13 protein-coding genes are annotated in these 12,759 nt (G+C 36.6%); 6 read left to right on the forward strand and 7 right to left on the reverse strand.

Features of this window, described 5'->3' with window-relative positions; translation table 11 throughout:
• Positions 1–208: 208 nt before the first annotated feature.
• The 6 genes from MCBB_RS02380 to MCBB_RS02405 all read right to left on the reverse strand — a co-directional run bounded on the left by MCBB_RS02380 (position 209) and on the right by MCBB_RS02405 (position 5,396).
• Positions 209–400 (reverse strand): hypothetical protein, encoded by a 192-nt coding sequence (locus MCBB_RS02380; protein WP_071906228.1) that lies wholly within the window; start codon positions 398–400, stop codon positions 209–211.
• Between the two features lie 101 nt (positions 401–501).
• The gene (locus tag MCBB_RS02385) at positions 502–1,464 is read right to left on the reverse strand and encodes a sortase domain-containing protein (RefSeq protein WP_071906230.1); all 963 of its coding nucleotides are present in this window, start codon (positions 1,462–1,464) and stop codon (positions 502–504) included.
• 243 nt (positions 1,465–1,707) lie between these two features.
• Entirely contained in the window at positions 1,708–3,258 is a 1,551-nt protein-coding gene (locus MCBB_RS02390) for an ATP-binding protein (protein WP_071906232.1), read from the reverse strand.
• Between the two features lie 90 nt (positions 3,259–3,348).
• Positions 3,349–4,029 (reverse strand): TIGR02253 family HAD-type hydrolase, encoded by a 681-nt coding sequence (locus MCBB_RS02395; protein WP_071906235.1) that lies wholly within the window; start codon positions 4,027–4,029, stop codon positions 3,349–3,351.
• A 349-nt stretch (positions 4,030–4,378) separates the two neighbouring features.
• The gene (locus tag MCBB_RS02400) at positions 4,379–5,023 is read right to left on the reverse strand and encodes a DNA polymerase domain-containing protein (protein ID WP_071906237.1); all 645 of its coding nucleotides are present in this window, start codon (positions 5,021–5,023) and stop codon (positions 4,379–4,381) included.
• Positions 5,016–5,396 (reverse strand): 30S ribosomal protein S8e, encoded by a 381-nt coding sequence (locus MCBB_RS02405; RefSeq protein ID WP_071906239.1) that lies wholly within the window; start codon positions 5,394–5,396, stop codon positions 5,016–5,018. The genes MCBB_RS02400 and MCBB_RS02405 overlap by 8 nt, the downstream gene beginning before the upstream one ends.
• Positions 5,397–5,946: 550 nt before the next feature.
• Here MCBB_RS02405 and hypE point away from each other — a divergent pair.
• Together hypE and MCBB_RS02415 are read left to right on the forward strand one after the other, a co-directional pair.
• Complete coding sequence (gene hypE / locus MCBB_RS02410) at positions 5,947–6,957, forward strand: hydrogenase expression/formation protein HypE (RefSeq protein ID WP_071906241.1); 1,011 nt, start codon at positions 5,947–5,949, stop codon at positions 6,955–6,957.
• 300 nt (positions 6,958–7,257) lie between these two features.
• Complete coding sequence (locus tag MCBB_RS02415) at positions 7,258–7,701, forward strand: RDD family protein (protein ID WP_071906243.1); 444 nt, start codon at positions 7,258–7,260, stop codon at positions 7,699–7,701.
• Positions 7,702–7,954: 253 nt separating this feature from the next.
• On the opposite strand, the gene MCBB_RS02420 is transcribed toward MCBB_RS02415, so the two are convergent.
• On the reverse strand, positions 7,955–8,218 hold the full coding sequence (locus tag MCBB_RS02420) for a DUF5654 family protein (protein WP_071906245.1): 264 nt from the start codon (positions 8,216–8,218) through the stop codon (positions 7,955–7,957).
• Between the two features lie 276 nt (positions 8,219–8,494).
• On the opposite strand from MCBB_RS02420, the gene MCBB_RS02425 reads away from it, so the two are divergent.
• The 4 genes from MCBB_RS02425 (at position 8,495) to uppS (ending at position 12,607) form a co-directional block, all read left to right on the forward strand.
• Positions 8,495–9,124 carry a cobalt-precorrin-8 methylmutase gene (locus tag MCBB_RS02425; protein ID WP_394327152.1) on the forward strand — a complete coding sequence of 210 codons (630 nt, stop codon included), beginning with the start codon at positions 8,495–8,497 and terminating at the stop codon, positions 9,122–9,124.
• Between the two features lie 242 nt (positions 9,125–9,366).
• Positions 9,367–10,629: a glutamate-1-semialdehyde 2,1-aminomutase gene (gene hemL / locus MCBB_RS02430; protein WP_071906250.1), complete on the forward strand. Its 1,263-nt coding sequence runs from the start codon at positions 9,367–9,369 to the stop codon at positions 10,627–10,629.
• A gap of 240 nt (positions 10,630–10,869) precedes the next feature.
• On the forward strand, positions 10,870–11,583 hold the full coding sequence (mtxX, locus tag MCBB_RS02435; RefSeq protein ID WP_071906252.1) for a methanogenesis marker protein Mmp4/MtxX: 714 nt from the start codon (positions 10,870–10,872) through the stop codon (positions 11,581–11,583).
• Between the two features lie 256 nt (positions 11,584–11,839).
• Complete coding sequence (uppS, locus tag MCBB_RS02440) at positions 11,840–12,607, forward strand: polyprenyl diphosphate synthase (protein WP_071907960.1); 768 nt, start codon at positions 11,840–11,842, stop codon at positions 12,605–12,607.
• Positions 12,608–12,759 lie beyond the last annotated feature (152 nt).

Here is a 12,759-nt window from a genome sequence, read left to right on the forward strand (position 1 = left end):
TTATATTTTAAAAAGATATTTAAAAAAAATATATTCTAAAAAAAGTTCCGTGTTTTAATTCCTTTAAATCTTTACATCCCTTTTTGATATATTAAAGAATGAACTAAAAATTTAAAAAATAAATAAGAATTGGAGTTCAATCATCTCCCACGTCTTTTTAAATTCCTCCATTGTGGATCAAATTTTTTGATCACCTAAGACTTTTTGATCACCCTAAAACTGCAGGAAGAATTAAAAATGGTAAAATTCCTGCTGCAAAGAATAATGCCATTCCAATTAGGGTGTAATTCATTTTTCTATCCATTATACCTGAACAGAGAAGTAACACGCCTATAAATGCAAGTATGGGAGGAATTATATGAGAATATAATAACGATCCGAGTATAACTGTTTCTGACATTTAAATCATCTCTTCTCTTTGTATATTTTAGCGGTTCTATATACTTTTCTGTTACCTTTTACTATTCAGCATATATTCAAATTGATTGATCCCACTGGATTTCATAGAGGTTCTATTGAAACGAGTTTACAATGGGTCTGGAAGGCAGCCTTACTGTATCCTTTTGGCCAGCACGTTACTAACTTCAATTCAGGATTACCTGCGGTGAAATTCACAGGGTTTGTTTTGAAATCCCATTTTATATCCCAACTGGATGAAACCTGGTAGGTGTAACGTTTTTGACTCAGTAGATCCGTTACAACAACAACGTCTCCAGTTTTCAAGGTATCGATGTTCATGAACGGTGCTGAAAACCTGGTGTGATGTCCTAAAAGACCAGCAACACCATCTTGACCTGGATAAAAGCTTTCGTTGTAATGGTAAACTGAACCAAGTGCATTAACTGTGTCTGAACGTATTCCCCAGTTCACACCAAGACTTGGAATTGAAACGTATCCCCAGAAGGGTGAAACTGTTGAATTACTTGAATTTTCTATTTTAAAACTTTCAGTAACTATATCTGAAGATACAGGTTCTTCAGAGCCAGGTAAAAGTGAACTTAAACTGAATTTATCGTTGGATTCATTCATAGGAGTTTTTACTATTATACTGTATAAAAATCCGTCTTTAACAACCCAAATTTCGTCCAGAGCAATTGAGGAGTTTTTGGTGTTAACTTCATAGCTGTTTTTGTAGCCACTTAAATTATCCACTGTGATGTTCTCAGATGATACGAACTTAAAACCCAGATCTTTAGCCTCACTGAAATTCAGGGCAAAGTTATTGTTTGAAGCGTAATCTGAAGGCATGAACTGTTTATTAACCGTTATGTTTGAACCTGAATTTGGATCTTTGAACGCAGCAACGTGACTTCCAGCTTCAACACTCTCCCAGGTGGCAGAGTAATCAAAGGATATTCCATCCCCACTAAAATGTTTTTTTTCTACATTATTACCCTCTGTTGCGTAAACTACGAGGAAAAGAACAACTATTATTGCTAAACTATAATTCAAATACTTTTTCAATCTAATGATCTCCATCTAATAATTTCTAAATAAAAGGTTCCATTGGTTCTTAATTGGAATTTTATTTGGTTAAAATCCTTTTTTCTACATCTCCATGGAACAATTCTAATGCTAATAAGTGGTACTATAGTTCCATAAAAAGGTTGTGTAAAACACGAACATGAAATAAAAAAATTCTAATCAAACCGAATCATTCAAAAATATTATAACAAATAAATAGGATTTAAGAATATATTACACTGCTCAATCATACTCAAGAATTGTTCTACGCAGTTCTTTTTCAGATTCTGCAATCACATCTATCCTGTCAACTTCAATACCATTGTTGTGCAGGTACTCAACCAGCTGTACAGGGGTCACGGTGTCATCAAGGTCCACTATCAGGGATTCTGATTCGTATGAAATTTTGTTGGCCCCGTACTTCAAAAGTGCACTATAAGTATCATTTATCTGGGCCGTTCGCACACGGAAAGATCTTGTTTGGCGCATAACCTGTGCAATATCAATTCTCATTCTTTGAAGTGTTATTAAAACGTGTTTTTCAAGGGCTTCATCAAGAACTTCTCTGTCAACAACATCTTTGCCACGATTTATCCTCACTGCCTGACATATCTGTGCAACATCCCTTGCATGGGCAAAACTGGGCTGAAGACCCTCTCCACCATTTTCGGGGTCATCGTAAACATTTACAAATCTTTTGAGAACTCTTTCATCATATTTTTCGCCAATGGCATCAAGGTTTCGTTTGAAGACTTCCCTAACGTCCTCAAGGTTAGGTTTTTTAAGGAATATGTGAAGTGGGGCTCTTCTGAGGTGTGCTTCATCCATTATGCTTATGTCCAGGTTGGTTGAAAATGCAGGTATGAAGTGGCTGTGGAATATGACTGGAATTCCCCTGACGTATATAACGTCTTTTTTATTTTCCATAGGTACAATGAGTCTGTTAAGAATAAGTTCATGGTCATCCCTTTGCCTTCCAAGGTCGTCTATTAGTAAAACTCCTCCATTAGCCTTTATTATTGGGGAAGTTTCATAGACTCCTTTGTTAGGGTTGTAGTTGGTTTCCAATTTATTTAAACTTAGTTCCGCACCTGTAAGTACAAAAGGGGCACATATCTTAACCCAGCGAGGATCTTCTGGTTGTTCCTCACATTCCTTGTGAAAATCAGGATCGTATATCTGGATCACCATTCCCCCAAATTCTATGAACTTGGGAATTAGAACTGGAGGTAGAAGATCTGGCATTTTGCCTAGAATGAAGGTTTTACCGGTTCCAGGTTCCCCGTAAATGAAAACTCCCTTACCAATTATGCAGGCTTCAATGAGGGATTCTTTTGCATATTCAACACCCACAACTTCATGGAATGTGTTTTCCACAACTTCCGGGGGTATTCTAATGGGGTAACGATTCTTCATTTGGGCTTCCATTATGGTGTAGTAATCCTCATAATTCACAGGAGCCATTCCCATGTAGGGGTTGTCTTCAGAAATTGCTCTGGATTTTTCCCTGCCCTTCTTGGTAACACTGTACTCAATACTTGAAAAAAGGAATCCTCCACTCACAGGGGCACAGAAACCATCTTTCTCAAGTTCAGTTAAGCTTTCTTTAATTACATCCCAGTGCAAACCTGTGATCTCATTTATTCGGCTTGTTTTAACTGTGTTGTGGTTTGCTATGATCTTCAATATGAGATCCTTTACAAATGTCCCTGGAAGATTCAGTTCCTCCAGTGATTTAGGTTCCTCCAGTACTTCGAATAGTTTTTCCATTTTGGGGTCATGATAGTAGCTCATTAAAGCACCTCTTTTACATACAACACCAACTTCAGATTTAAATTCAAATTTTGTGTATAAAACAGTATCATACGTCAGTAGATCCTGTGATTACAGTATATTCTTGATTTCCCCTAGATCCTTTATAACTTCCACATTCAAATTTTCTTTTTTGAGATACTCCCTTTCAGAATCTTTTAACTCTGAATTAACCAGTATTGCAGACATTCCTACATTTAAGGCGCCCATTATGTCTTCGTTGAACTTATTACCGATCATAACGGATCTTTCAGCTTCACAGCCCATTCTATCAAGGGCGAGTTGGAATATCTTCTCATTTGGTTTTTCAACACCTGCCTCTTGAGAGGTTACAACTTCCTCGAAAAAATGGTGAAGGCCAAGTCTTATGAGTTTTTCCCATTGTTTAATGGTTATTCCATTTGAAATAACTCCCAAGGTATATCCTTTACCCTTCAGGTAAATCAAGGAGGATACTGTGTTAGGGAACAATCTTAAAAGAGCGAATTTAACGTTGTGGTATGTGATCATTCCCAGAGCTATTAAAAGAGGCTTTTCCTCTCCAAAAACACGTTTTGTTAGAACGTTGAAATGTTTGTCGTAGTTGGATCCCTTTTCATCTATTATCTCTCGTAGAAGTATGTAGGCTTCATCCTGTTCCATGGGCAGCCCTGCATCGATCATACTGTTCAATGCAGCCTTTCTTGCAAGTTTTGCAAAGCCCGAAGTATCGTAAAGAGTATCATCAATATCAAAAAAAACAGCGTCTATCATTTTTACACCATAAACCTTTACAACATTTGATCATTACGCAATTGATTATTTAAAACTAATGAATAACATGCCTGAGTTTTTGTTGGATAAAACTCTCAGTTCATTGTTATAGATTCTCTTTATAGATTGTTTGTATTAATAGTTATCACGTTGAATTAATGTTTCACGTTGAATTGACTGCATCTATATCAAATCGATTTAAAATTATTCTGTAAAATAAAATTATTCTTTCTAAAAATAATCGAATCCTTAGTTGAATCCGTAATTTAATCTTCCTTAATTTAATCTTCAATTAATAAAAATAAAAACAACTTAAATCAATACTTCAAGTGAATGATCTAATTATCATTTAAAAAAATGCATCCAAACTGCTCTGCTTTTCTTTCTGCATTATTTCCTCTTCAGAATAACCAATGGAATTGATTATACGTGAGACTGCAGGTAAAACTTGGTTCTCAATGTAGTAGTTTGGATCGTAGTTTGCAACATCCACATCCTCTATTGGTTCTGCACGTCTGCTTATGGGTTCTCTACCCTTAACAACAACGTAACGGATGATGGATCCTGGTCCAACAGTCCTTCCACGTTCAATTGCTTTCCTGGCAGCCATTACATGGGGTGCCTTTTGAACGTAGTTTTCTGGTTTCTTTGTAAGCTGTGTGTGTATAACAAGATCTTCCAGGGGAATATTCCCCTCTTTTATCTCGTCAATAACATCTTTAATGATTTTAGCGGCTTTTTGAGGGGAACCTTCCTTGAGTATGGCCATCATGACCTGCTCTTGGGTCTTTTTTGCTACAGGGGCCCAGTCACGCCTTACAAGTTCCAAACCCTTTACGGTTATGTTGTTGTCATGTATCAAGGCGTATCTTTTCTTGGTTACAAAGAAACCCCTTTCGTAGAACCCCTCATATTCGAGTTCCATTCCTTCAGGGAGGTCTTTATTCACATCCCCAAGGAACTCGTTCACCCGTTCTAAAATCTGTTTATTCAACCAGTACACCGTTTACCATGCCGTGCTGGCCTGGCCTGGATGTTACTTTAGCTTTTCCAAGGCTGGTCTCAACAACAGCTCCTTTTGTTATGATGTTACGCCTTACGAAGTGGGTGTTTGCTGTGTTGTCCACAACGTTGAGTATATCTGTTACCTGGACCTTGTTGGTCTTTGGGTCCACAACGTTGATGGTTTGGGTGTTGGTGAGTCTGATCTTTTCGTTTCCACCTTTGGTTCTGATCTTTTTGACCTTTCTGTCTCCGATTTTGGTTTCAGCAGGGTCTCTTCCAAATTCAGAGTTCCTCTTGTTCCTGTTGGTTTTTGCACGTGCACCTGTTGGTTTTCTTAATGATTTTCCTTGCCATATTGCCATGATTTCACCTCTATTATCTTAAAACTTGTTTTTTTAGTTTATTTTTATTACTTCAGTGTTAATCTAATTTTAATCCAATAATAAGAATTCGATTAAATTCAAATCATACCCAACTCAAACTAAAAAAGTCTTAGTTAGAATAATTCTATTTTTATATCAAACTATATTAATTTAACGTTAACCAGTTTATTATTGGTTTTGCTCATGCAGGTTAAAAAGACTTTTTATGGGTTATACAAAATACTTCATTTCACAGAAATCTGTAATTATAAATATTTAAATATTTCAAATTCCAACCTCAATCAATGGATTGCATCTTGAGATAAGAAGGTTGTGTTGTAAATTTTTTTGAATAAAGTTATTGTTCGAAGATTTTAACATGTCACGTTCAAAAGATGTTAATTTGAATAGATTCAAAGAATAATTTTAAAAATAAAATAAAAATAATCTCGATTAGATGGATTCCGTAGCCATGGAATGAAGTCCATAGAAAGAATTCATAGATCTTCAAAATCCGGATTTTTAGAAGTAAAACAGTGGGTGAATTCACATGAAAATCAGCATGTCACATGGAGCAGGTGGAGAGGTCATGCAGGGCCTCATATCAGACATAATACTTGGAAATCTCAATAATAAACAGGTCAATGGTGGAGTTGGGCTTGATTCCCTTGATGATGGTGCAACCATACCTTTGGGGGACTATGAAATTGTTGTGAGTACAGACAGCCACACAGTAAATCCTATTTTCTTCCCTGGTGGAGATATCGGTAAAATATCCATAGCTGGAACTGTCAATGATGTATCTATGATGGGTGCAAAGCCCCTTGCAATAACTAATGCCATGGTGGTGAGTGAAGGATTCTCAGGGGAGGATTTTGAGCGGATAATAAAATCTATGGATGAAGTCTGCAGGGAAGTTGGAGTATCTATAGTAACCGGTGACACCAAAGTTATGGAGAACGACAAGCTGGACAGCATAATCATATCCACCACTGGAATAGGAATAGCCAAAAGGGGTCAGATCACACGGGACTCCAACCTTGAAGTTGGAAACAAGATCATACTAACCGGAAGTGTTGGAGACCATGGAATTTCTTTGATGTCTTACAGGGAAGGATTTGGATTTGAAACAGACTTGAAATCTGATGTTGCACCAGTATGGAGCATGGTTGAAGCTGCACTGGAAGTTGGAGGTGTTAAGGCAATGAAAGACCCGACAAGGGGTGGAATAGCCAATGCACTCAATGAACTGGCTGAAAAATCCGGCGTTGGAATGCTCCTTGATGAAGAGAAGATACCAATCAAAAAAGAGGTTCATGCTGCATCTGAAATGCTTGGAATAGACCCTTACGAGGTTGCAAATGAGGGCAAAGTCATAATGGGTGTTGAAGCAGACAAAGCAGAGGAGATACTTCAGGCTGTGCGCAAAACCAAGTATGGAAAAGATGCCCAGATAATTGGTGAGGTCACAAACGACAAGCACGTAATTCTCGAAACAGCCTTAGGTGGTAAGAGGATACTTGAAGCTCCGATAGCTGACCCGGTTCCAAGGGTTTGCTAAAACCTTCTTTAAAGGAATTTTTTTTCCTTATTTTTACATTAATTTAATTAACCCCTTTTTTTGAACTGCAGTTTCACATAAAAGCACATAAAAAAAAATCCTGTTTTCAATATTTACATCACATTTACATCAATACAAGGTTATAAGTTCTACAACAAGGTTATAATCCTGCAACACAAAATTATATAAATCCATAGGAACTGGTAATAGATAGATTGGATGAATCATTTGAAATGAACTGCGTGGCACAGATTCATGGAAAGATAATGTTTTGACTCAACGATTTCAGGTGGTAAGAACATGGAGTACTTCTGGGGAAGACGTTTCGTAGCTTTAATATTTGATGGAATAATTTTAACACTTATGATGTGGATATTAAGTTCCATGATATATCCTTTGATAGTGGCAACCAGCACATTTACAGTTTTAAACTACTGGATTGTGCCAACTGCTCTGCTCATAATAGCCTATTTCACATATATGGAAGGTAAAAATGGGACTACATTGGGTAAATCTGTAATGAATCTTCAAGTAAAGGCCTCTAATGGGGAAATGACTTATAAAACTGCCTTTGTTAGAAATTTATCCAAGATCCTTTGGGTTCCTTTGCTCCTTGATATGTTCCTTGGATACCTCTTTGGGGATTCCAATGACAGGTTTCTGGGTCAGGTTTCAAATACACAGGTTTTTAAGGTTGAAGAATTGGACACATCCCAGGAAAATGCTGAAGAATCAGCATCATAAAACTTTTTATAAAATAATTAAGACTAATAATATAGAATAAACATATTAAAATGATTATTTTCAAGTTTTAATAAGTTTAAGTTTAGCTTTTAAGAAGTAACCAGTAAAAACTAATTTTTAAAGGATGCTGTTTTTAATAGGATACTCTTAAAAAAAAAATGATAAAAATCAATTAAAAAGAGAAATAAATATTAAAAAATTTAAAAAAATAAATTAAAAGAAGAAAATATTGAAATTATTTTTGCCCTTACCATTACTCCACTATTCTAACTTCCTGAACTGCAGGTTTTGCTATAGCCTTTCCAATTAATATGGTTGCAACAACTGCAAGTATAGTAACAAGAACTGCGTAAACCAGCAGGCCAGTTAATCCGCTCCCTTTTGGGAACAACTGGGTTATAAATGCTTTGATGGTTTCGTTCCATGCTAGTGCTGCTATTAATCCAAAGGCTGTTGTCATCAAGGTTGCAATGGTCTGCATTACCTGTCCCTTAACTTCTTTCACTTCTTCTTTCATAATACTACCTCTTGCTCAAAAAATTATAGTTAATACTTATATATTGAAAATGAGGTATAAATTTGCCTAAAATCTAACGAACTTCCTTGGAATGAAATTAGCATAAATTAAATTGGATTTCTTGATTCAAGCCATTGAACTTCAGAATAATGAGGGGGTTATGCTAAAATTTGATATTGATAGTCAATAATCAGTGCTGAGGTTACCACCAAAAATAACTTAATTGAACCAGAACAAAGACTGAACAACTAAAAAATTTTTGAGTAAGTGAAAACCATGTTCATGGGTGCATCAACAAAGCAGGGCTATGATATAGCAGAAAAAAGTAGGAAAATAGTAAAATCACTTATAGATGATAAAACAGCTCATCTCACTCCTGAGGAAAGGGCAATTGTTGAGAGGATGGTTCATTCAACAGCAGACCCTGAATATGCAGATATAACCCGGATAAGTGACGATTTTGTCCACGAAAGTTTGAAATCCATTCGTAATGGTGGTGATATTCTCACGGACATAAACATGGTTAAGGTGGGAATAAACAGGTACCATGGCAATGTGAACTGCTACATAAAAGATGAAAGAGCAGTTAAAATTGCGAAAGAATCTGGAATAACCCGTGCAGCAGCTGCAATGAGGGTTGCAGCACTTGAAGGATTTGAAGGCATTGTTGCAATAGGAAACGCCCCAACAGCCCTTTTAGAAGTTTTAGACCTTGTTCAGAGGGGTGAGATGAATGTAAAATCAGTTATTGGAGTTCCAGTAGGGTTCGTCGGTGCTGCAGAATCTAAAAAAGCACTTCAGGAAACAGAAATACCTTACTTAGCAACAGAAGGTCCTAAAGGAGGCACGCCTGTTGCAGTAGCTGCAGTAAATGCCCTTATTAATCTTGATATGGGTAAAGTGTGAGATTACAGATTTAAAATGAGTTTATAATAATCTTTTAAACTAATCTCCCCCTCGAATTAAAAAAAAATCATTGAATTAAACTTTTAATTAATATTAAAATTTTTAATCAATATTAAACCATTAAAATCAAACCATTAAAATCATGATTTAACTAGAATCCTGATTTAATAATCAGAATTCAATGTTATTAACATAAGCTTATCTATAAACCGTTCAATCTTAACTATTTCAGGAGTGATAATATGATTTCAGAGGATTTGTTCAATGAAGCTAAAAAATTCCTTCCAGGAGGAGTGAATTCTCCAGTCAGGGCCTACAAACCCTATCCCTTCTTTGCAGAGCGGGCAGAAGGATCCAGGATCTACGATGTTGATGGAAACAGTTACATAGATTACTGCCTTGCCTACGGACCCCTGGTTCTCGGCCACGCAGACCAAAGCATCATAGGAGCGGTTTCAAAACAGCTTGAAAATGGAACTGCCTATGGAGTACCAACGGAAAATGAGATAAAACTTGCAAAACAGGTTGTAAGAAGAGTGCCATGTGCAGACATGGTCAGATTCATGAATTCAGGTACTGAAGCAACAATGAGTGCCATAAGACTTGCAAGGGCAGCTACAGGTAGAAAAAAGATAGTGAAATTTGAAGGATCCTACCACGGGGCCCATGACTACGTACTTGTAAAATCAGGTTCCGGTGCAGCGGGACTTCCAGATTCGCCAGGAGTTCCAGAGGACACAACAAAAAACACAGTTCTTGCACCCTTCAACGATGAAGAAGCAGTTGCAAAGTTGATTGAATCTGAGAAGGATGAAATAGCTGCAATAATAGTCGAACCTGTAATGGGAAACATTGGATGCATACCTCCAAAGAAGGGTTACCTGGAATTTTTACGGAAAATAACTGCTGAAAATAATATAATACTCATATTTGATGAGGTTATAACTGGTTTCAGAATAGCTGAAGGTGGTGCTCAGGAGTACTTTGGAGTGACACCGGATCTCGTGACCTTTGGAAAGATACTTGGGGGAGGATTCCCAATGGGGGCACTTGCAGGTAAAAGGGAGCTGATGGAAATGATAGCCCCATCAGGAAATGTTTATCAAGCAGGAACCTTCAATGGAAACCCTGTTTCCATAAAAGCAGGGCTGGCAATGTTAAAACAGCTCGACAGCAGCTTTTACACCACAATGAACTCCAAAGGTCAGAAACTAAGGAAAGGACTTGAGGATGTACTTGAAAACAACGGTCTGAACTTCCACGTTGCAGGTTTAAGCTCCATGTTCCAGATATACTTCAAAGAGGGTGATGTTCTGGATTATAAGGATGCAAAATCTGCAGATACGCAGGGCTTTACAGCTTACTTCCACAAGCTCCTTGAGGGGGGCATTTTCCTACCACCATCACAGTTCGAGTGCTGTTTTTTATCTAGGGCACACAGTGATGAAGACCTTCAAATAACGCTGGAAAATGTGGATGAAGCATTGAAAGTTGTTAAAAAGTAGTTTTTAATTTATCTTATTTATTTTTGGGTTTTGATTCAACTCTAATATTTTTTTATTTTTTTAATAGATTGACTCTGTTGGGATACTTAAGAATTGGATACCTCAATCTGAAAATATTGCAGCTGAAATAATGTAAAAACATTTTTTCAGAAAATTTTCTATAGACACAATTTAAGTGGGCGAAAACCTTTTTATTGAATAGATCTTAAACTCTATATTAATACTGGATCAAATGATAGGATGAAAGTTGTTGCAGGTCTCGGTCAAAACAGAGCTGTTGCTGAAGCAGCCCGTGAAGTGGATTTTGATGTTATTTTAACAGAATCTGAAGATGAACTCGTCCAAATGCTGTTGAATGGTGAAGTCGATGCTGCAATACGAGGATCTCTCAGCGCATCCAAGATCCTAGCCCTACTACGAAGAAAATATCCCCAACTTTCAAGGGCCTCTTTTTTGGAGATCAAAGGCCATAAATTCCTTTTAACCCCTGTTGGAATTGATGAAGGGGAAGGGGTAGAGGAGAAGGTTCATCTCATTGAGTCAGGTGTGAAATTTCTTGAGGATATCCATATAAAACCCAAAGTAGCAGTTCTATCTGGTGGAAGAGCCCAGGATAAAGACAGAAGCCAGAAGATCCATGATTCAATCAAGGAAGGAGAGATTGTAACTGCAATCACAAGGGATAAATATCCAGTTAAACACTACTTCATATTGATAGAGGATGCAGTTGCAGATGATGCAAATTTGATACTTGCTCCAGATGGAATATCCGGCAACCTAATATTCAGAAGTCTTGTTTTAGTTGGAGGAGTGAAAAGTCACGGCGCTGTGACCCTTGGAACAGAAGAAATACTCATTGATACCTCCAGATCACAAAAAAAAGAAGGATATGTACGAGCATTGAAATTTGCAGCGTACCTTGCCCGGATGAAAAAGCTTAAAAACGAGGGATAACATCCTAAAGTTTGATTTTCACAGATCAAAATTTTTACAAAAATAATGATAAATGAAATTTCTATATTCTATAAAAAGAAATTTAAGTAAAGAACTATTGAAGATATTGAAGAATATTTAACTCAATTGAATGACATTTAAAAAAAAGATGGGGTTTTGTGTCATATTACTGACCATCTTACAAAATTGAAGTCAAGTGCTCATGATTTGAATTGAATTTTATCAGATGATATAAATGAGGAGAAAGGAACTGAAAATGTCTGTTTTAAAACCACTTTACAGTCTGTACGAATGGTACATCGCACGAAATCTAAAACAGGAGAACATGCCTAAGCATATTGCCATAATAATGGATGGAAACAGGCGGTTTTCAAAGATTCAGGGAAATATGAGGACCATCGATGCTCATAAGAAGGGTGTAAGCACACTGGAAAGGGTTCTGGATTGGTGTGTTGACTTGGGAATAGAGATCGTAACTGTTTATGCCTTCTCAATTGAAAACTTCAAAAGACCAGAGGATGAGGTTGAAGGTTTAATGAAACTTTTCAAGGAAAATTTTGAGGGAATAGCTAAAAACGAGAAAATACATAAGAATAAGGTCCGAATAAGGGCTGTTGGCAAACTCGAACTTCTTCCAGAGGATGTGAGGGAAGCAATACAGAAAGCTGAAGATTCAACAGCATCCTATGATGAGAGGATTGTTAACATTGCAATAGGTTACGATGGACGTCTGGAAATAGTTGATGCCATTAAGAAGATAATAAAAGATGTTGAAGAAGGAAAACTCGATCCAAATTGTGTGGATGAGAAGATTGTCAACTCAAAACTTTACACTGCAGGTTTAGATGATCCAAACCTCATAATACGAACCAGTGGAGAAGAAAGGTTGAGTGGATTCCTTTTATGGCAATCCTCATACTCTGAACTTTATTTCTGCGATAGTTTATGGCCAGAACTCAGAAAAGTTGATTTTTTAAGGGCTTTGAGGTCATACCAACAGAGGGAAAGGCGTTTTGGAGTCTGAATATTCAAAGACATGTTTTGAAAGCATTTACAATTTTTAAATGGTTGTAAAATTAGATTTTATAAAGAAATGCAAATTTTTGTAAAAATTTTTATAAAAAATATCAATCTAAAAAATTATAAAGAAAGTTTCCATTTCATTTTTTTTAAATC

Source organism: Methanobacterium congolense, assembly GCF_900095295.1.
Lineage (GTDB): Archaea > Methanobacteriota > Methanobacteria > Methanobacteriales > Methanobacteriaceae > Methanobacterium_C > Methanobacterium_C congolense.